Raw genomic sequence first — 19962 nt, forward strand, 5'->3', positions numbered from 1 at the left:
CGAAGATGGCAGGGCTGGTCGGAACGATCTCCGTACGCTTCTCGGGCCATGGTGGACGACGTGGTGAACGACGACGCGCAGCACCGGGGCGAGCCGCAGCAGGACGCCCTGCTGATGGTGCCGATCGCCACGGCCCTCCTGGGTGCCGACGGCCGCATCCTGCACTGGAGCGACGACGCCGAGGCGCTGCTCGGCTACAGCGCGGAGCAGGCCCTCGGGGCGAGGGCCGCCGATCTGCTGGCCACCGACGAGCAGCGGTCCGAGGTGCTGCAGCTGTTCGGGCGGATCCAGGCGGGCCGCCCCTGGTCGGGGGTGTTCCCGGTGCGCCACCGGGACGGCCACGCGGTGCAGTTGGAGTTCCACACCCATGCGATCACCGTGCCGGGGGCCGTCGGTCCGCTGGTCCTGGCGGTGGCCGCCGAGGTGACGACGCTGCGCCGCATCCAGTCCGATCTGGCGGTGCTGGATGGGTTCTTCACCCAGTCCCCCGTCGGCATGGGCGTGTTCGACGGCGAGTTGCGCTTCGTCCGGCTCAACGAGGCCCTGGCCCGCGCGAACGGCCTGCCGGCCGAGCGGCACCTGGGGCGCCGGATCTCCGAGCTGCTGCCCGGGATCAACGGCGCCGAGGCCGAGGCGGCGATGCGGCGGGTGCTGGAGAGCGGTGTGCCGGTGCTGGACGCCCGCGCGCACGGCCGTACGCTGAGCGACCCGCGCCGCGAACACGCGTGGTCCGCCTCGTACTTCCGGTTGCAGGACCGGGGCGGGCGGGTGCTCGGGGTGAGCGCGACCGTCGTCGACATCACCGCGCGCTTCCGTGCCGACGCCCGCGCCGCCCGGGCGCAGGAGCGGCTGACGCTGCTGGTGGACGCCACCGCCTCGATCGGCACCACCCTGGACCTGCACCAGACCGCCCGTGAGCTCGCGGACGCGATGGTTCCCCAGGTCGCGGACGTGAGCGGGGTGTTCGCCCTGGAGGCGCTGGTCGCCGGCCGCAGCGTGGAACCGCCGGATCCGCAGGCCCCGCTGCTGGTGCGCCGACTGGCGCTGGCCACCGACGATCCGCTGTACCCGGCCGAGGCGCTGCCGGTGGACGCGCTGTACGAACTGCCACCGGACTCCCCGTACGCCAGGGCGCTGGCCGCCGGGCGGACGGTGGTGGTGCCGTCCTGGGAGCTGCCGCTGCTGAGCGACGGCGTCACCGAGAGCCGCAGGCGCGCCTTCCTCGGCGACCGGCCCCGTTCGGTGCGGATCACCCCGCTGGTCGCGCGCGGCACCACCCTCGGCATGGTGGTGTACTCGCGGCGCGGGGCGCGCGAGTCCTTCGCCGAGGCCGACATCACCCTCGGCGGCGAGCTGGCCTCGCGCGCCGCCGTCGCCCTGGACAACGCCCGGCTGTACCTGCGCCAGCACCAGACCGTGCTGGCCCGCCAGCAGGCGCTGCGCGAGGCCAAGGCGGCGCAGGAGCGGCTGGCGCTGGTCAACGTCGCCTCGACGAGGATCGGCACCACCCTCGAGATCGACCGCACCGCCCAGGAGTTGGCCGAGGTGGCGACGCCCCGGCTGGCGGACACGGTGGTGGTGGAGATCCTCGACGGGCTGGTGCACGGCGAGCGCGCGAGGGCCGCCCCGGCGGACGGGTCCGCGCTGCTGCGGCGGATGGCCTTCCACTCGGTGCCCGGCTCCACGCTGTCGCCCATCGCCCGGCTCGGCGGGGTGCACCGGTTCCCGCCCGGCTCGCCGTACGCGTGGTGCCTGGAGCACCGGGAGCCGGTGCTGGTGCCGAGGATGGACGAGCAGGGGCTGGCCTGGTTCGCCGACGATCCGGTGCGCACCGAGGCCGTGCGGGAGCAGAACGTGCGCTCCTTCATGGTCGTCCCGCTGATCGCGCGCGGCACGCCGATCGGCGTCGCCGGGTTCTACCGCACTCTCGTCGACCGCCCGTACGTGGACGAGGACCTGGCGCTGGCCGGGGAGTTGGCGGTGCGGGCGGCGGTGTCGATCGACAACGCGCTGCTGTTCACCCGCGAGCGGGACGCCTCGGCCGCGCGGCAGCGGGCGCTGGACGAGGCCCGGGCCGCGCAGCAGCGCCTGTCGCTGCTGAACGAGGCGACGGCCCGCATCGGCACCACGCTCGATCTGCACCGCACCGCCCGGGAGTTGGTCGAGGTGGTGCTGCCGCGCTTCGCGGACTTCGTGACGGTGGACCTGCGCGACACGGTGCTCGGCGGCGAGGAGCCCGGGCCGGTACCGGCCGACGGGGCGGTCATGATGCGGGCGGTGGCGGTCGGCGACGTGAGCGGCGAGGACGGCGCCCTGACCGTGACCGCCGACCAGGTCGGCGAGTCCTCCCAGTCCGCGCAGATCTACGCCGAGAGCCTGCGTTCCCGCCGCTCGATCCTGGTCTCCGAGGTGACGGAGGCCGACATGCGCCGGATCGCCGCCTCCCCGGACCGGGTGGAGCCGGGCCTGTCCGCCGGGGTGCACTCGTACCTGATGGTTCCGCTGGTGGCACGCGGAGTGGTGCTGGGCGGCGCGGAGTTCATCCGCACGCGCAACCCGGTGCCGTTCGGCCCGGAGGACCGCTCGCTGGCCGAGGAGCTGGTCTCCCGGACGGCGCTGGCCATCGACAACGCCCGGCTGTACCGCCGCGAGCGCGACACCGCGCTGACGCTGCAACGCAGCCTGCTGCCGCAGGAGATCCACCGCACGCTCGGGCTGGAGATCGCCTACCGGTACCTGCCCAGCAGCGTGGTGAGCGAGGTCGGCGGCGACTGGTTCGACGTGGTGCCGCTGGCCGCCGGGAGGGTCGCGCTGATCGTCGGCGACGTGATGGGCCACGGCATCCGGGCCGCCGCGACGATGGGCCAACTACGCACCGTCGCCCGGACGTTGATCACCCTCGACCTGGACCCGGCGCGGGTGATGTACCGGCTGGACGAGGCCACCACGGCCCTCGGCGAAGGGCAGTTCGCCACCTGCGTCTGCGTGGTGTACGACCCGGCCGACCGCAGCTGCACCGCCGCCTGCGCGGGCCACCTGCCGCCGGTGGTCGCCGACACCGAGGGCCGGGCGGACCTCGTCGAACTGCCACCCGGGGCGCCGCTCGGGGTGGGCGGAGTCCCGTTCGACAGCGCCGAGTTCACGCTCCCCGAGGAGGCGATCCTCACCCTGTACACCGACGGCCTGGTCGAGCGCCGGGGCCACGACCTGGACGAGGGGCTGAGGCTGCTCTGCCGCACCGTCGCCGACCGCCGCCGCACGCTGGAGCAGACCTGCGACGCCGTCCTGACCCGGCTCACCGGCCCCACCAGCGAGGACGACATCGCCGTCCTCATGGCCCAGGTCCGCCCGGCGGGCGCCGACCGGATCGCCTCCCTCGCCCTCACCGGGGACCGCGCGATGGTCGCCCACTCGCGCCGCTTCACCCGCGAGACGCTCGAGTCCTGGGGCCTCGGCGCCCTCGCCGACTGGGCCGAACTGCTGACCAGCGAGCTGATCACCAACGCCCTGGTGCACGCCGGATCGCCCACCCAGCTCCGGCTGTTCTGCAACCGCACCCTCACCGTCGAGGTCGCGGACCGGGAGGCCGAGGTGCCCCGGATCCGCCGCGCCCGCATCGAGGACGAGGGCGGGCGCGGCATCCACCTGGTCAACGAACTCGCCCACCGCTGGGGCAGCCGGCGCACCCGGGACGGCAAGGTGGTCTGGTTCGAGCTGGAACTGCCCCCGGGCTCGACGGCCGCCTGACTCCGCCGCGCCCGACTCTCCTGGGGGGCGTTCAGTTCGGCAGCAGCAGGTTGACGTCCCCGAACTCGTGCCACAGGTACCGGTGTCGCACGGCCTCGCGGTAGCAGTCGGCGAGCAGCGGGCGCCCGGCGACGGCGGCGAGCATCAGCAGGTGCGAGGCGCGCGGCTCGTGCCAGCCGGTGAGCAGGCCGTCGACGGCGCGCACGCCGCGCTCCGGGGTGATCACCAACTCCGTCCAGCCGTCCGCCTCCTGGACCGTGCCGTCCGGCGCCGCGGCCGATTCCAGGGCGCGGACCACCGTGGTGCCGACGGCGATCACCCGGCCGCCGCCGGAGCGGACGTGGCCGACCAGCCGGGCGGTGGCCGCCGGGACGTGGAACCGCTCGGCGTACGGGGCCTCGTGCGCCTCGGGCGAGGCCACGCCGGTGTGCAGGGTGACCGGGGCGAGGAGCACCCCCCGGCCGGCCAGCCGGGCCACCGTGTCGGCGGTGAACGGTCGGGCGGCGCTGGGCATTTCGCTGCTGCCGGGGACGGTCGCGAAGGCCGTCTGGTACGCCTCGATCGGCCAGTCCTGGTCCACGTAGCCGTAGCGGATCGCCCGGCCGTGCTGCGCGAGGTACGGCAACAGGGGTGCCGGCAGGGCGAGTTCGGCGCGCCAGAGGCGGGCGGTGAAGGAGGCGGTCAGTTCGGCGGCGCCGCCGGCGGGCAGGGAGATCCGTAGGCCCGGGCGGGCCGGGGTCTCCTCGGGCGGGTAGTAGGCGGCGGCCCGGCCCGGCTCCACCCGGCGGAGCTCCACCAGGTGGGTGCCGAGTCCGTCCGGCTGGGCGGAGGACAGGTGCAGTGCGACCGGCGTCCCGTCCGGCAGGCGGCCGGGCAGGGCGGCGGGGAGGGTGGCCGAGTTGTTGACCACCAGGAGGTCGCCCGGGCGGAGCACCTCGGGCAGGTCGGAGAAGCGGCGGTGCTCGACGCGGGCGCCGGTCGCGGGATCGGCCTCGCCCGGGCCCGCGTCGCGCCGGCCGACGAGCATCCGCACGCCGTCGCGGGCCCCGCCTCGGGCCTCCGCCGGTGCGCGGGCGGAGAGTTCGGGCGGGACGGCGAACTCGGGCCCGAGACCGAGGTCCACCTCGATCGTCGTCACCTGCCGCCCCCGGACGCTCCGGCCGGGGCGGCGAGGTCCTCGGCGCGGTAGCGGCCGGAGGCGGTGCGCTCGCGCACCAGGTCGAGCAGGACGGGGGCCACCTGCTCCGGCAGGGGCTCGCCGGAGATGTCCTCGCCGGGGCTGGCCTCCTGGAGCATCCGAGTGCGCATGTTGCCCGGGTCGACCGCCCAGACCCGCAACTCCCCCTCCTCCCGGGCGAGTACGGCGCTCGCGTGGTCCAGCGCCGCCTTGCTGGCGCCGTAGCCGCCCCAGCCGACGTACGCCTCCACGGCCGCGTCCGAGCTGATGTTGAGCACGGCGCCCCGGTGGGCGCGCAGTTGGGGCAGGACGAGCTGGGTGAGGGCGATCGGGGCGAGCGCGTTGACCTCGAAGGTCTCCAGCAGGTCCGGCAGCGGGTACGCGGCCAGCCGGGGCAGCGGCTCGGCGCCGGGCGCGGGGGCTCCGTTGAGCGTGCCGGCGTTGTTCACCAGCAGCGCGGCGCCGCCGAGCCGCTCGGCGGCCTCGGCCAGCCGGGCCCGGTGGTCGTCGTCGACGATCGACCCGGGCAGGGCCACGACGGTGGTGACGGCGGCCAGTTCGGCCTCGGCGACGGCGAGTTCGGCCGCGCCCCGGGCGGTGATCACCAGCTGCCAGCCGTCCTCGGCGAGCGCCTGCGCGAGGGCCCGGCCGAGGCCCCGGGAGGCGCCCGTGACCAGGGCGACGGGGGCGGTGTTGTGCGGTGCGGTTCGCTTCATGCCCCCACGATCGCCCCACCCGACCGGGCGGTGGATCGGGCGCCGGGCCCAGCGGGGCTTCGTCCGTTCGTCCTAGATCGGCGGGCGGTCCTAGGACCCGCCCTCGCCCGCCCAGGCCCCGCCCGCCCAGCCCTCGCCCGCCCAGCCCTCCGGGTCCGTCCACGCCCGGAGGGTGCGGCGGGTCTCGAAGCGCTGCTCGCGGCCGGTCAGCGGGTCGGTGAACTCGACGGAGGAGGCGAGCAGTTGCAGCGGGCGGCGGAAGTCGTCCGGGGCCGGTTCGGGCAGCACCACGGGGTAGACCGGGTCCCCGAGGATCGGCAGGCCCAGGCCGGACATGTGCAGGCGCAGCTGGTGGGTGCGGCCGCTGAGGGGGCGCAGGCGGTAGTGGCCGAGGCCCTCGCGGTGCTCCAGCAGGTCGATCCGGCTCTCGCTGTTCGGCGGCGCGTCGAGCTCCCGGGCGGCGATCACCCCGCGCTCCTTGACGATGTGGCTGCGGACGGTGCGCGGCAGCTCCACGGCCGGGTCGTGGGCGGCGACGGCCCGGTACTCCTTGCGGATCAGCCGGTCGCGGAACAGCGTCTGGTAGGCGCCTCGGTCCTCGGGGCGCACCACGAACATGGCCAGGCCCGCGGTGAGGCGGTCCAGGCGGTGCGCGGGGCTGAGCGCGGGCAGCTCCAGGCTGTGGCGCAGCCGGGACAGCGCCGTCTCGATGACGTGCCGCCCGCGCGGGGTGGTGGCCAGGAAGTGCGGCTTGTCGACGACGACGAGGTGCTCGTCCCGGTGGAGCACGACCAGCTCGAACGGGACGTGCACCTCCTCGGGGTGGTCGCGGTAGAACCACAGGTGCGCCCCGGGGCGAAACGGTTCCTCCGGGCCGACCGGGCCCTCCTCGCCGACGATCTCCCGCCCGCGCAGCGCCGCGTCGACCCGCTCGGCGCCGACGGCGGCCAGCCGCTCGACGAGGTACGCCCGCACGGTGGGCCACGGGCCTTCCAGGGGCAGCCGCAGGTGCACCGGGTCCACGCCGTTGCGCTGCGGGAGGGGGGAGGCCGGGCGGCGGTTCTTGCGTCTCATCTCCCGGCCCAGCTTAGGGCCTCTCTTTCGGATGTTGTCGGGTGAGCGGGCGTCGTTGGGGTGCGTGCATCGGCGGTGCCGAGGAGGGAGCCACTGCGGAGCATTGGTGACTGACGAGAAGCCGTCGAGGTGCGCACCCCAACGACGCCCGCCCGGCAAGATCCGAAAGAGAGGCCCTAGGCCCTCTGTCCTGCGGATCCTGCCGGGCGGGGCGATTGTCAGTGGTGGCTGCTAGCGTCCCGAGCACGATCGAGGAACGGTCGTACACGGCTGACGAGGGGACGGTGCCATGGGATTCAGGGCTGCGGGGTCGTTCGAGGTGACCACGTTCGAGCAGGTGGAGGCGGAGGAGCGCGGGAGCGCCTCCTTCGGGCGGATCAGGATCGCCAAGGTGTTCACGGGTGCGCTCAGCGGCACCAGTGAGGTGCGGATGCTGTCGGTCGGCGGGCCGGGCGGCGAGCCGGCCTCGTACGTGGCGGCGGAGCATGTGACGGGTGAACTGGACGGGCGCAAGGGCTCGTTCGTGCTCCAGCACTCCGCGTGGGACGCGTCCGGCACGACGATACGCGTGGTGCCGGGCACGGGGGCGGGCGAGCTGGCCGGGATCACCGGGGAGTTCCACCTGTCCGTCGACGAGTCCGGCGCCCACACCTTCGTCCTGGAGTACGAGCTGGGCTGACCGGCCGAGCCCCGGGCCGTCACCTCGACGGCGGTGGTGCCGTACGCCTCGGGCGCAGGTGCGCGCTGTCACGATGATGCGATCAGTGCACGATCGACATCGGAGGGTGGCGCATGCCCGAGGCGACGGTGGATCAGGTCGCGACAGGTGTTCCGGGCACGGTCGAAGAGGTGGTCGACCGGTTGCGTGGAATCGGGGCGGGCCTGCCGCCGGGGGACGGCGTGGCGGTCTTCAGCCGGCTCTACCTCACGGTGACGGAGGCCGTCCGCGACCACCTCGGCGGCCGGTACTTCGCCGACCCACCGGCCGTGGCCGAGCTGGACGTGATCTTCGCCGGACGGTACCTGCTGGCCGTGGCCGCCGACACGGCCGGACAGGAGCCGCCCGCCAGCTGGCGGCCGCTGTTCGACCGGCGGGCCCACCCCGGGGTGCACCCGCTCCAGTTCGGGCTGGCCGGAATGAACGCCCACATCCAGCACGACCTGCCGCTCGCCGTCATCGACACCTGCCACCGCCGGAACTGCACCCCGGCCGACCTCGAGGAGGACTATCACCGGATCAACGACGTACTGGCCGACACGGAGGCCCTCGCCCGGGAACAGCTGATGCCCGGCCCGGACCCCCTGGAACGCGCCGAGCCGCTCACCCACCTGCTCGGAACATGGTCGGTGCAGGCCGCACGCGAGGGTGCCTGGGCCGCCGTCCAAGCACTGTGGGAGCTGCGCGGACTGCCCACCGCAGCCCGGGCCTTCGCCGCAGTACTCGACACCTCCGTCGGGCTCCTCAGCCGCGCCCTGCTGCTCCCGCTCGGCGGGCCGGCGGTCGGTGCCGGGCCGACCGGCGGCGCAGCGCCGACGGCCGGCGCCCGGCCGGTGGCCATCGCCGTTCCCCGGAGCGCTGGCGGGGGTTGACCCGGCAAGGGTTGACCCGGCTCCGCCCCCCGGCGGAGCCAGGGGCGCCCCCGGCGGGTCGGCCGGGGGCTCGGGCGGTCAGGCCCAGCTGGAGTGGAGCGGCTTGCCCTCGGCGTAGCCGGCGGCGCTCTGGATGCCGACGATGGCCTTGTCGCGGAACTCCTCGAGGGTGCTGGCGCCCGCGTAGGTGCAGGAGCTGCGGACGCCGGCGATGATCGAGTCGATCAGGTCCTCGACGCCCGGGCGGGCGGGGTCGAGGAACATGCGGGAGTGGGAGATGCCCTCCTCGAACAGGGCCTTGCGGGCGCGGTCGTAGGAGGAGTCCTGGGCGGTGCGGTTGCTGACGGCGCGGGCGGAGGCCATGCCGAAGCTCTCCTTGTACTGGCGGCCGTCCGCGGCGGTCTGGAGGTCGCCCGGGGACTCGTAGGTGCCGGCGAACCAGGAGCCGATCATCACGTTGGAGGCGCCGGCGGCCAGGGCCATGGCGACGTCGCGGGGGTGGCGCACGCCGCCGTCGGCCCAGACGTGCTTGCCGAGGCGGCGGGCCTCGGCGGCGCACTCGAGGACGGCGGAGAACTGCGGCCGGCCGACGCCGGTCATCATCCGGGTGGTGCACATGGCGCCGGGGCCGACGCCGACCTTGAGGATGTCGGCGCCCGCCTCGACGAGGTCGCGCACGCCGGCAGCGGAGACCACGTTGCCGGCGACGATCGGCACCTGCGGGTCCAGGCCGCGCACCGCGCGCAGCGCGCTGATCATGGACTCCTGGTGGCCGTGCGCGGTGTCGACCACGAGCACGTCGGCGCCGGCCTCCACGAGCGCCTTGGCCTTGCCCGCGACGTCGCCGTTGATGCCGACCGTGGCGGCGATGCGCAGCTTGCCCGCCGCGTCGACGGCCGGGGTGTACAGGGTGGCGCGCAGCGCGCCCTTGCGGGTGAGCAGGCCGACGAGGCGGCCCTCGGCGTCGACGACCGGGGCGAGGCGGCGGTGCGCCTCGGTGAGCTTCTCGAAGGCGGCGCGCGGGTCGACGGTCTCGTCGAGGAGCAGCAGGTCGCGGGACATGACGTCGGCGAGGCTGGTGAAGCGGTCCACGCCCTGGCAGTCGGAGTCGGTGACGACGCCGACCGGCTTGCCGTCCTCGACGACCACGAGGGCGCCGTGCGCGCGCTTGGGGAGCAGCGAGAGCGCCTCGGCGACGGTGGCGGACGGCGCGAGGGTGATCGGGGTGTCGAACACCAGGTGGCGGCTCTTGACCCAGTCCACGACCTCGGCGATCACCTCGGTGGGGATGTCCTGCGGGATGGCGACCAGGCCGCCGCGGCGGGCGACGGTCTCGGCCATCCGGCGGCCGGCGATGGCGGTCATGTTGGCGACGACCAGGGGGATGGTGGTGCCGGTCCCGTCGTTGGAGGACAGGTCGACACCCTGCCGGGAGCCCACGGCGGAGCGGCTGGGGACCATGAAGACGTCGTCGTACGTGAGGTCGTACGAGGGCTTGAGGTCGTTCAGGAAGCGCATGAAGGGGGCTCTCTGGCTTGGGGGGATACACCTCGGGTGCGGTGGAGGCGGCGATGCCGTCAAGGCGCACTCGGGCGGCCCGCACCCGACGTTCGATTCTCCGGGACGGCCCGGGCAAATGCCAGTTCGAGGACGATTGCTGGGGCTGTCCACAAACCGTTGTCAATGCTCCGCGCGTAGATTTGGATGATCATCCAAACGTCTCGGTTTTCGCCCCTCCCGGGCTCGCTCCCGTAGCATTCACGCGGTAACGGCGAGGCGAGTGGGAAAGCGGCACCTGGCGTGAACAGCGGCGTGGACAGCAAGCAGGACAACGACATCGAACAGGGCATCGAGCAGGGCCAGGAGGCCGAGGAGACCGGCGCGAAGACCGGCGAGGAGATCGGCGAGGACCTCGGCGAGGAGGTCGACTACGGCCCCGGCCTGGACCCCGAGCGCCTCAAGCTCTGCCTGGACGTGCTCGCCGAGCTCGACCAGCTGCACGTGGACCACCCGGACGCGATCACCGTCCGCCAGGCCGTCGGCGGCATATTCCGCACGCTCAAGCAGCGCCGCCGCCAGGAGACCCGGGCCCGCAAGACCGCCAACGACCGCGAGGTCACCTCCCGCACCGCCACCGGCGCGCCCAGCCGGATCGACGACGAGACGGCCGGCGCCTTCGGCCTGACCACCGTCACCACCACCGAGATCGCCGGGATCCTGGAGCGGCCGCGCTCCTGCTACACCTGCAAGCAGCGCTACGTCGAGGTCGACGCGTTCTACCACAACCTCTGCCAGAACTGCGCGGTCAAGAACCGGACCCACCGCGACGCCCGCGCCGACCTCACCGGCAAGCGCGCGCTGCTCACCGGCGGCCGGGCGAAGATCGGGATGTACATCGCGCTGATGCTGCTGCGCGACGGCGCCCACACCACCATCACCACCCGCTTCCCCAACGACGCCATCCGCCGCTTCAAGGCGATGCCGGACAGCGAGCAGTGGCTGCACCGTCTCAAGATCATCGGCATCGACCTGCGCGACCCCGCCCAGGTCATGGCGCTGGCCGACGAGGTCGCCGCCGACGGGCCGCTGGACATCCTGATCAACAACGCCGCGCAGACCGTGCGCCGCCCGCCGGAGTCCTACCGCGAGCTGGTCAACTCCGAGTCCGCCCCGCTGCCGGCCGGTGAGCTGCCGCAGTCCACGACCATCGGCCGCTTCGGCAGCGGCAGCGTCGACCTGCCCGCGCTCCCCCACCAGGCGGGCGGCGAGGCCCAGCGCCTGGCCGCCGAGGACGTCACCTCCCTCGCCCTGGTCACCGGTTCGGCGACGCCCGCCCGGATCGCGGCCGGCACCGCGATCGACGCCGGCGGCCTGGTGCCCGACCTCGCGGACACCAACAGCTGGGTGCAGACCGTGAGCGAGGTCGGCCCGGTCGAGCTGCTGGAGGTCCAGCTCTGCAACTCCACCGCGCCGTTCATCCTCATCAGCCGCCTGCGCCCGGCGATGGCCGCCTCGAAGTCCCGCCGCAAGTACGTGGTCAACGTCTCCGCGATGGAGGGCGTCTTCTCCCGCGGCTACAAGGGCGCCGGCCACCCCCACACCAACATGGCCAAGGCCGCGCTCAACATGCTCACCCGCACCAGCGCGCTGGAGATGTTCCAGAACGACGGCATCCTGATGACCGCCGTGGACACCGGCTGGATCACCGACGAGCGCCCGCACCCGGACAAGATGCGCCTGGCCGACGAGGGCTTCCACGCCCCGCTGGACCTGGTCGACGGCGCGGCCCGGGTGTACGACCCGATCGTGCGCGGCGAGGCCGGCGAGGACCTGTACGGCTGCTTCCTCAAGGACTACGAGCGCGCCAACTGGTAACCACGAGCTCGAAGGAGAACCCGAGTTGACGACCGCACCGATGCTCGGCGCCGGGGTCATCGTCCCCACCGGGGACGGCCGGGTGCTGATCGGCCGCCGCACCACCGCCGGCGAGCCGCCCACCTGGAGCCTGCCCGGCGGCAAGGTCGACCCGGGCGAGTCCTTCGAGCGGACGGCGGCGCGCGAACTCGCCGAGGAGACGGGCATCGTGCTGCCCGCCGAGGCGATGCGGGTGCTCGCCGTGCACCTCGACCACGACCTCGGCCGGCCCCGGCTGACCGCGGCCGTGCTCGCCCCGGCCAGCCTGGCGCCGGCGTACGTCACCGAGCCGCACGCCTGCGCCGGCTGGGAGCGCCTGCCGGTGGACGCGCTGCCGCAGCCGATGTTCTACCCGTCCGCACTGGTGCTCGGCAGCTGGCTGGCGCACCTGCGGCCGGAGCTGCGGGCCGACACGCACGGCTACCCCGTCACCCGCTGAACAGGCGGGTGACGGGGTGACGGAGTCGACGACGAGTCAGCCGTTGCGGGCCGCCTCCGGTCCGGTGATCCGCCGCAGCAGCGGCAGGGTGGAGGCGATGATCCCCAGCGAGGCGGCGATCCCGAGGGCCGTCAGCCCGTAGTAGAGCGCGCCCGGCGAGGCCAGGTCGTACTGCATCTGCGACCTCAGGAACATCTGCGCCGCCGCGAAGCCCGTCCCGATCGAGACCGCCGCCACCACGAGCAGCGGCACCGCGCCCTCCAACCCGACGACCCGGCGCAGCAGTTGCAGCGGGGCCCCGGTCAGCCGCAGCATCGCGAACGGCCGGCGCCGGTCGGAGAGCCCGGCGACCACGCTCACGGCGAGGCTGCACCCGGCGATGGGCAGGGTGGTGAACAGGACGACGTTCGCCAGCTGGCGCCAGCCCTGGAGCTTGCGCTGCCCCTCCGAGGACCAGTCGTCGGCCATCCGGGCCAGGTACGAGGGGTAGGTGCGGCTGAGGAGGGTCCGCACCCGCTCCTTCGCCGCGACGGAGCCGTCCGTGGTCGCGTAGACCGTCCGCACCGGCAGCCTGTCAACCTCCTCGGGGGAGAGCGGCACGGCCGGCCACTCCTTGCCCTCGCCGGACGTGAGGTCGACGAACTGGTAGCGGTCGACGGCCGCCACGGCGGCGCCGGGCGCGCAGTGGCCGACCACCGCGACCTGTGCCAGCTCCGAGCAGCGCACCAGGACGGGGACGATCTGGCGCCCGTCGGGCTTGGTCACCGCACCCAGGTGCGCCGGGTTCTCGTGGACCAGCGCCATCGCCTCGAACCCGGGCACGGCCCGGGCCCGCGCCACCACGTCGGGCGTGACGGCGGGGATCGTGCCCTCCGTGCTCCCGGTGGCGGAGGCCGCGCCCTGGCCCTGCAGCGAGTCGAGCACGACCGCCTTGCGCACCATCGGGTCCCCGCCCAGGAGCCCCCGCTCGGCGTTGATCGTGCCGATGATCCCGACCGTCGCCGAGGTCACGAACAGCGCCAGTACCAGGCCCGCCACCGAGCGGAAGCCCGCCTTCGGATCGTCCGCCAGCCGCCGCATCGCGATCAGCGAGGCCGGACGGCTCGTGCGCCGGGCCACGGTCCGGGCGGCGGCCATCGTCAGCCAGGGCCCGCTGGTCATCAGGCCCAGCATCACGAGCAGGAACCCGGTCAGGTACGCCGCCGACTGTCCGTCCACGGTCTTCGGATGGTCGGCCACGACCCAGCCCAGCTCGGCCAGCCCCGCCACCAGCGGGATCAGCCGCCAGGCCCGCGGCGGCTCGGGCGTCACCCGGCGCGACACCCCGAGCGGAGAGATCACCACCCGGCGCAGCGCCAGCCGGGCGGCCAGCGCCGCGGCCAGCGGCACGCCCAGCACCACGGCGGCCGCCTGCCCGAGGGTCAGGCCGAGGTCGTCCGGGAAGAAGCGGTCACCGGTGAAGGGCACTTTCGCGACGAAGGGCCGCAGCGCGTAGAACACGCCGAAGCCTGCGAGGGTGCCGACCGCCGCCGCGACCGTGGACTCCACGGCCGCGACGACCGAGACCTGCCGCGGGGTCGCCCCCACCAGCCGCATCGCGGCGAAGCGCTGCTCCCGGGTGGCGGCGGACAGGCGGGTGGCGGTGCCGATGAAGATCAGGATCGGGAAGATCAGGGCGCCCGCCACCACGGTGAGGATCAGCACCATCACGTCGCCCTTGGCGCCCTCGCCGAAGCAGTTGTGGTCGCACTCGTCGGGGAGCACGGTCGTGATGGCGGTCACGGGTTTGGCGAAGGGCAGTGCCTTCACCTCGTCCACGGTGCCGCCCAGGACGATGGTCAGACTGTCCGGGGAGGCCAGCGCCTCGTCACCGAGGGTGCCGGCCAGGTGGCCGGGGAAGCGGTCCGCCAGTTCGGCGGCCGGGACCTCGCGCATCCGCCGCTGCAGGGCGGGCGAGGCGAAGTACTCCCCCGGGGCCGGCAGTCTGGTCAGGCCGGGAGGCACCGGCGCGGTGGGACCGGTGGGGGCGAGCGAGACCTGGAAGACGGCCTTGCCGTCGTGGTAGTCGAGCCGCGGCGCCCACCACAGCCCGTCCGCCCGGGTCGGCGCCGTGGTGCCTTCGACGCCGGTGTCCATCCAGGCCCGGCGCTCGTCGGCCCGGCCGATCGCGTTGACGCCGGCGAACGTGGACAGCAGCAGTCCGACGCCGATCGCCACCGCCGCCGTGATCGTGAACAGCCGGGCCAGGGCCTCCCGGCCGCCGCTGACGGCCAGGCGCAGGGCGAAGGGGATCATGCCGGTCACGGGGCCACCGATCCGGCCGGCAGCGTACGGGCCTGGCCGTCGCGCACGACGGCCTCGCGGTCCGCGTAGGCGGCGACCCGGGCCTCGTGGGTGACCAGGATGACGGTGGTGCCCTGTTCCCGGGCCGCGGCGACCATCAGCTCCATCACCTGTTCGCCGGTCAGCGAGTCCAGCGCGCCGGTCGGCTCGTCGGCGAACAGCACCTGCGGACGGGCCACCAGCCCGCGGGCCAGCGCCACGCGCTGCGCCTGCCCGCCGGACAGCTCTCCGGAGCGGCGCCCGCCCATGCCGTCCAGGCCGAGGCGCTCGAACCAGGGCCGGGCCTCGGCGAGGGCGGCCGAGCGGCGCACCCCGTTCAGCAGCAGCGGCAGGGCGACGTTCTCCTCGGCCGTCAACTCCGGTACCAACTGGCCGAACTGGAAGACGAAGCCGAACTTGTCACGGCGTAAGGCGCTGCGCCGGGCCTCGGACAGGGTGTCGATGCGCTGCCCGTTGAAGAGCACCTCGCCCGCGTCGGGGACGAGGATGCCGGCCAGGCAGTGCAGCAGGGTGGACTTGCCCGAGCCGCTTGGTCCCATGATGGCGAGCACCTCGCCGCCCCCGACGGACAGGCTCGCGCCGCGCAGGGCGGGCGTCTCGCCGAAGGACAGGGCGAGGTCTCGGGCCTCTATGACGGTCGTCATGGGCGCACCTCCGCGGCGAGCGCGTCGAGTCGGGCGGTGGTCAGGTCGATCCAGCGCAGGTCGGCGTCCAGGTGGAACAGGCCGTGGTCGGCGAGCAGGGCGTCCACCAGCGGTCCGCTGCGGCGCAGTTCCGTGAGCTCGCGCATCCGGCGCAGGTGGGCGGCGCGCTGGGTGTCCAGGTACTCCTGGGCGTCGCGGCCGAGCATCAGGGCCAGGACGACCTTGGTGAACAGGATGGACTGGAGGGTGGGTTCGGGGGCGACGGGCTCCGTGAGCCAGGTCTCGAACTCGGTGGCGCCGGTCTCGGTGATCACGTAGCGCTTGCGGTCCGGGCCGTCGCCCGGTTCCGCCTCGGCCGCCATCACCTTGCCGTCCCGGGCCAGCCGCCCGAGGGTCGAGTACACCTGGCCGTACGGGAGGGGCTTTCCCCGGCCGAAAAAGGCGTCGTAGTCGCGCTTGAGGTCGTAGCCGTGGCTCGGCTCTCGCTCCAGCAGCCCCAACAGGGTCAGAGGAACACTCATGAGAGGACCATACACCCGGAGTACATACCGAGTGTATATCCGGAGTGAATGCGGCTCGGCGGGGCGCCGTGCGCCCGCACCACTCTTGTGCGCGAGGCGCCGTCGAGGGAGCATCAGGTGGAGATTGAGTAACGAACACCTGTGCGTCCACCTACCTTTGAGGAGCCTTCGACGTGTCCAGGACACCCCGCCCGGCCCGGCCCGCGTCGCTCTCGCGGCGAACCGGCCGGCACCTGAGGCGGGCCCTCGGCGCCCGGCACGAACCGCTCGTCCGCCCCCTCGACCGCTCCCGCTCCCGCGCCTGGGTGTTCGCCCTGCTCGGCGCCCTGCTCGCCGTCGCCCTCTCCACCGGCGGCGCGCTGCTCTCCTTCCGTACGAGCGCCGCGCAGGCCGACCGCGACCAGGCCCGGCTGCACCGGGTCGACGCCGTCGTCCTCGACACCCCCGACCACGGCGGTGCGGTCGGCCGCTTCACCGGCTACAACACCCGCGTCACCCTCGCGGCCACCTGGTCCTACCCGGCGGGCACCCCGCACACCGGCACCGTCGAGGCCCCGAGCCACCTGCCGGGCGGCACCGTCCTGCCGATCTGGGTCGACCCGGCGGGCAACCCCGCCTCCGCCCCGCTGAACCGCTCCGCCGTCGCCGTCGGCGCCGCCTGCATCGGCACCGGCGCCCTGCTCTCCGTCCTCGCCCTCCTCGTGCTCGCGCTGCGGCTGCGCCTCCAGGCCCTCGCCCGCCACGCCGACCGCGCCTGGACGGCGAGTTGGGCCCGGCACGAGCCGCTCTGGACCGGTCGGCCGGCGCCCCACCGCGAGGACTCGTAGGGAGTCGCAGGAACTAGCAGGGACTTGTAGGGACTCGTAGGGACTCGTAAAGACTCAGCGCGGAGCCGCCCAGCCCTGGGAGAGGTGGGGACGGGACGCCAGGTGGGTGACGACGGCGACGGCCGCCAGGAGGACGAGCGCCAGGGACAGGGCCACCGGCACGTCGGCGTGGAGCACGAGGAGCGCGCCGAGGAGGGCGCCGGCGAACATCCAGACCGTGGAGGCCAGTCGGCGCCGGCCGGTGCGGTCCGCGGCGAGGGCCGTGATGGTCATGGTGAGCACGGTGGTGGTGAGGTCGGGCACCTTCAGCGAGCGGACCACCGCGTTCTGCCCGCCCATGGCGAAGCCCAGCAGCCCGATCAGGGTGTAGCGCACGCCCTCCGCCTCGTGCCCGGCCAGGGCCGCCAGTACGGTGGCCGCCGCGACGAGCACCGACTGCGCGGCCACGGCGGCGGTCAGCAGGTGGCCCCGGTGCTCGGGCAGCCGGCGGGCGAGGTGCCCGCCGACGGCCGCGCCCAGGAGGAACGCGGCGAGCGCCGCCAGCGAGGCCGTGGCCGACAGGCCCGCCGCGCCGGCCAGGGCGAAGCCGAGGAAGACCACGTTGCCCGTCATGTTGGCGACGAAGACGTGCCCGAGCTCGAGGTAGCTGACGGCGTCGACCACCCCGGTGACGACGGTCAGCACCAGCAGCATCGGCACCAGCGGGCCGTGTTCGTGGTCGGGGGTCGGCATCGCTCTCTCCCAGGGTGGCTCGGTGTGGCTCGCGCGGTCCCTCCGTTCTACCGCCTCAGGCGAGGGCCTCGTTGCCGGAGTCGTCGGCCTCGCCCTCCAGGTGCCAGTGCAGGTCCCGGACGCCCGGCTCCAGGGAGAGCCGGGAGACGACCTGCTCCAGGGCGGGGGCGACCTGGCCGGTGACGGCGACGGTGGCGCGCAGGACGGCGGTCTCGCCGGAGTCGGTGCGGCGGGCGCGCAGGCCCGTGGGGGCGAGGCCCGAGGCGGCGAGGGCCTGGAGGAGCAGCGCCCGGATGTGGTTCTCGGACTTGCGGTCGCACTCCAGGTGCACGATGGCGCGGCAGGTGGAGTCCGGGTCGCTGCCGGACTGCGGGGCCCGGTCGAGGAGCCGCCCGGCCGGGCGCAGGATCAGGTGGACGGCCAGCACGGCGACGGTGCCGAGGACGGCGAGCTCGAGCTTGCCGGAGGCGGCCAGCACCCCGACGGCGGCCGAACACCACAGCGTGGCGGCCGTGTTGAGGCCCCGCACGCCGGCGCCGTCGCGCAGGATCACGCCACCGCCGAGGAAGCCGATGCCGGAGACGACGTACGAGGCGACCCGGGTGGGGCTGCCGGCGTCGCCGACGGCCTCGCTGTACAGGACGAACAGGGTGGCCCCGGCCGCGACCAGGGCGTTGGTGCGCAGGCCGGCCATGCGGGCCCGCCACTGGCGCTCGACACCGATCAGCGCGCCGCAGGCGACGCCGGTGGCGAGCCGGACGAGGAATTCGACGGTGGTCAGGGTGTGCACGACGGCACCTCCTTCGGAAGGGCGGGGGACGGACGGGCGGTGAGCCTGGGCCCGCCGCCCGTCCGTACGGGGCGCGAGCGGCTCAGTGGTTCAGCGCGGTCTGGACGACCTTGATGATGACCATGACCATCGCGATCAGCAGGTAGGCGCGCAGGGCGCCCATGCCGAGCTTGCGGGCGGTGGACATGGCGGGCTTGGCGAGGGTGTCCAGCGGGGGCATGCGCCAGTTCTCGCGGCCGGTGCGGTCGATGGGGTCCTCCTTGGTGCCCTTGCGGCCCGCGAGGAAGAAGTACCCGGCGACGATGACCCCGGTGACGCCGCATCCGGCCATGATCGTCAGGATCGCGTCGGAGGAGATGTCCGGCCAGACCACGGCGGCGGTGAGGATCAGCGAGAGCATCACCAGTACACCGACCACCGTGGCGGTGAAGGCGTTGGTCCTGGGCCCGTTGACCCAGGGGCCGAGGACGGCCTTGTCGTTGCAGAGCAGGAGGAGGAAGACGGTCGCGGAGGGCAGCAGCACCCCGGCCAGCACCTGGACGAACTGCGTCATCAGGCCCTGGGTGTAGGAGGTGGAGACCAGGGTGATGGCGGCCGCGGCGACGACCAGGCCCGCGTAGACGGCGTAGAAGCCCTTGGCGCCCTTGACCCCGCGGTGCAGCGAGTGCCTGATCCCGAAGACGTCCCCGATGGCGTAGGCCGTGGAGAGCGAGACCGCGAAGGCGCCGATGATCGAGGCGTCCAGCAGCGCGACGGCGAACAGGACTCCCGCCAGGCGACCGGCCTTGTCCTCGATGCCCTTGGCCAGCGCGGCCGCGTCCGAGAACTGGCCGAAGCCGTCGGTGCCGGCGAAGGCGGCGGCGGTGAGACCGATCATCGCGGCGGCGCCCACGATCACCACGACGATGCCGATCCACAGGTCGACCTTCTCGTAGCGCATGAAACGCGGGGTGATCCGCTTGTCGATGACGTACGACTGCTGGAAGAACAGCTGCCAGGGCGCCACGGTGGTGCCGACGATCGAGATGATGACCATCATGACGGCGGCGAGCTGGCCGGAGCCGCCCGGCATGTGCGGGACCACGAAGTCGTGGGCCATCTGCGAGGTCTTGGGGTGGACCATGAAGTAGATCGGCACCAGCAGCAGCGAGCCCACGCAGAGCGTGATCGCCACCCGCTCGAAGCGCTGGAAGGAGCCGGTGAAGGCCGAGGCGATGATGATCGCCGCCGCCAGGACCACGGCGGCGACCTTGGGCAGGCCGAGGTACCCGGCCGCCAGCGTCACGCCGATGAACTCGGTGACCAGCGTCAGGGCGTTGAGCAGGAACAGGTCGATGACGCTGAAGGCGCCCCAGAACTTGCCGAAGCGCTCCAGGATGAGGCGGGCGTGGCCGACGCCGGTGACGGCGCCCAGGCGCAGCACCATCTCCTGGTTCACGTACAGCACCGGGATCAGCATCAGCAGCGTCCACAGCAGCTGGGTGCCGTAGTTCTGCCCGGCCTGGCCGTAGGTGGAGAAGGCGCCGGCGTCGTTGTCGCCGACCATGACGATCAGGCCGGGGCCGATGATCGCGAGGAGGGTCTTGAGGCGGACCGAGAGGCCCTGGCGGGGTGCGTCGTCGTCGAGGCGGATGGTGCCGAGCGCGCCCTTGATGTCGCCGACGTGGGCGTCGTCGAGCACGGCGGTCGCCGTGGGGGTCTTCGGGTCCAGCATCACGTTGGTCATGGCGGAGCCTCCCTTGCCCCGGGTGGGGCGGCAGGGGCACGCAGCGGCGAACCCCCCTGCGGGCATGCGTCGTCGGCTCCGCACGGCGGCGCTGAGCGGCGGCGGCCGTACGGGCATGACGGAGCGTCAGGCGCCTTGCGTCCGAACATGGCTGGGCTCGGGACGAAGGGCCTCGGAAGACGCGCAGGGGAGGTTGTTACCGCGTGCCGGAGGTGTACGAGA

The 19962-nt window shown here is 73.8% G+C and carries 16 protein-coding genes; 6 read left to right on the forward strand and 10 right to left on the reverse strand.

The genetic code is table 11. The features are described 5' to 3' along the window. Nucleotides 1-48: 48 nt before the first annotated feature. On the forward strand, nt 49-3747 hold the full coding sequence (locus tag ACIBCA_RS29390; RefSeq protein WP_396286040.1) for a SpoIIE family protein phosphatase: 3699 nt from the start codon (nt 49-51) through the stop codon (nt 3745-3747). A 31-nt stretch (nt 3748-3778) separates the two neighbouring features. On the opposite strand, the gene ACIBCA_RS29395 is transcribed toward ACIBCA_RS29390, so the two are convergent. From ACIBCA_RS29395 to ACIBCA_RS29405, 3 genes are all read right to left on the reverse strand, one after another. Beyond that, nucleotides 3779-4885, reverse strand: a complete 1107-nt coding sequence (locus ACIBCA_RS29395) for an S-adenosylmethionine:tRNA ribosyltransferase-isomerase (protein ID WP_396286041.1) — start codon at nt 4883-4885, stop codon at nt 3779-3781. Further along, the gene (locus ACIBCA_RS29400) at nt 4882-5640 is read right to left on the reverse strand and encodes an SDR family oxidoreductase (RefSeq protein WP_396286042.1); all 759 of its coding nucleotides are present in this window, start codon (nt 5638-5640) and stop codon (nt 4882-4884) included. Before ACIBCA_RS29400 ends, ACIBCA_RS29395 begins: the two co-directional genes overlap by 4 nt. A gap of 90 nt (nt 5641-5730) precedes the next feature. Beyond that, nucleotides 5731-6714: a pseudouridine synthase gene (locus ACIBCA_RS29405; RefSeq protein WP_396286043.1), complete on the reverse strand. Its 984-nt coding sequence runs from the start codon at nt 6712-6714 to the stop codon at nt 5731-5733. 289 nt (nt 6715-7003) lie between these two features. Between ACIBCA_RS29405 and ACIBCA_RS29410 the strand changes: the two genes are divergently transcribed. After that, nucleotides 7004-7393 (forward strand): DUF3224 domain-containing protein, encoded by a 390-nt coding sequence (locus ACIBCA_RS29410; protein WP_396286044.1) that lies wholly within the window; start codon nt 7004-7006, stop codon nt 7391-7393. Between the two features lie 113 nt (nt 7394-7506). Then, on the forward strand, nt 7507-8304 hold the full coding sequence (locus tag ACIBCA_RS29415) for a DUF5995 family protein (protein WP_396286045.1): 798 nt from the start codon (nt 7507-7509) through the stop codon (nt 8302-8304). Between the two features lie 78 nt (nt 8305-8382). Here the strand turns inward: ACIBCA_RS29415 and ACIBCA_RS29420 are convergent, their stop codons facing one another. Beyond that, nucleotides 8383-9822 carry a GuaB1 family IMP dehydrogenase-related protein gene (locus ACIBCA_RS29420; protein ID WP_396286046.1) on the reverse strand — a complete coding sequence of 480 codons (1440 nt, stop codon included), beginning with the start codon at nt 9820-9822 and terminating at the stop codon, nt 8383-8385. 381 nt (nt 9823-10203) lie between these two features. Between ACIBCA_RS29420 and ACIBCA_RS29425 the strand changes: the two genes are divergently transcribed. Both ACIBCA_RS29425 and ACIBCA_RS29430 read left to right on the forward strand, forming a co-directional pair. Next, nucleotides 10204-11679, forward strand: a complete 1476-nt coding sequence (locus ACIBCA_RS29425) for an SDR family NAD(P)-dependent oxidoreductase (RefSeq protein ID WP_396286161.1) — start codon at nt 10204-10206, stop codon at nt 11677-11679. 25 nt (nt 11680-11704) lie between these two features. After that, nucleotides 11705-12157, forward strand: coding sequence for an NUDIX hydrolase (locus ACIBCA_RS29430; RefSeq protein WP_396286047.1), 453 nt, complete (start codon nt 11705-11707; stop codon nt 12155-12157). Nucleotides 12158-12193: 36 nt separating this feature from the next. On the opposite strand, the gene ACIBCA_RS29435 is transcribed toward ACIBCA_RS29430, so the two are convergent. Genes ACIBCA_RS29435 through ACIBCA_RS29445 form a run of 3 tightly spaced genes read right to left on the reverse strand, consistent with a single transcriptional unit; the run spans nt 12194 to nt 15665 of the window. Next, a complete protein-coding gene (locus ACIBCA_RS29435; protein WP_396286162.1) occupies nt 12194-14452 on the reverse strand; it encodes an FtsX-like permease family protein in 2259 nt (752 codons plus the stop codon). Between the two features lie 5 nt (nt 14453-14457). Beyond that, nucleotides 14458-15144: an ABC transporter ATP-binding protein gene (locus ACIBCA_RS29440; protein WP_396286048.1), complete on the reverse strand. Its 687-nt coding sequence runs from the start codon at nt 15142-15144 to the stop codon at nt 14458-14460. Beyond that, nucleotides 15141-15665, reverse strand: coding sequence for a PadR family transcriptional regulator (locus tag ACIBCA_RS29445; protein ID WP_396286049.1), 525 nt, complete (start codon nt 15663-15665; stop codon nt 15141-15143). The genes ACIBCA_RS29440 and ACIBCA_RS29445 overlap by 4 nt, the downstream gene beginning before the upstream one ends. A gap of 173 nt (nt 15666-15838) precedes the next feature. Here ACIBCA_RS29445 and ACIBCA_RS29450 point away from each other — a divergent pair, with 173 nt between their 5' ends. Beyond that, nucleotides 15839-16492 carry a DUF3592 domain-containing protein gene (locus ACIBCA_RS29450; protein ID WP_396286050.1) on the forward strand — a complete coding sequence of 218 codons (654 nt, stop codon included), beginning with the start codon at nt 15839-15841 and terminating at the stop codon, nt 16490-16492. Between the two features lie 54 nt (nt 16493-16546). Here the strand turns inward: ACIBCA_RS29450 and ACIBCA_RS29455 are convergent, their stop codons facing one another. The 3 genes from ACIBCA_RS29455 to ACIBCA_RS29465 all read right to left on the reverse strand — a co-directional run bounded on the left by ACIBCA_RS29455 (nt 16547) and on the right by ACIBCA_RS29465 (nt 19740). Next, on the reverse strand, nt 16547-17224 hold the full coding sequence (locus ACIBCA_RS29455; protein ID WP_396286051.1) for a YoaK family protein: 678 nt from the start codon (nt 17222-17224) through the stop codon (nt 16547-16549). 55 nt (nt 17225-17279) lie between these two features. Further along, nucleotides 17280-18014: an MgtC/SapB family protein gene (locus ACIBCA_RS29460; RefSeq protein ID WP_396286052.1), complete on the reverse strand. Its 735-nt coding sequence runs from the start codon at nt 18012-18014 to the stop codon at nt 17280-17282. An 82-nt stretch (nt 18015-18096) separates the two neighbouring features. Next, nucleotides 18097-19740 carry an NRAMP family divalent metal transporter gene (locus ACIBCA_RS29465; protein WP_396286053.1) on the reverse strand — a complete coding sequence of 548 codons (1644 nt, stop codon included), beginning with the start codon at nt 19738-19740 and terminating at the stop codon, nt 18097-18099. Nucleotides 19741-19962 lie beyond the last annotated feature (222 nt).

The organism is Kitasatospora sp. NPDC051170, assembly GCF_044455705.1.
GTDB lineage: Bacteria > Actinomycetota > Actinomycetes > Streptomycetales > Streptomycetaceae > Kitasatospora.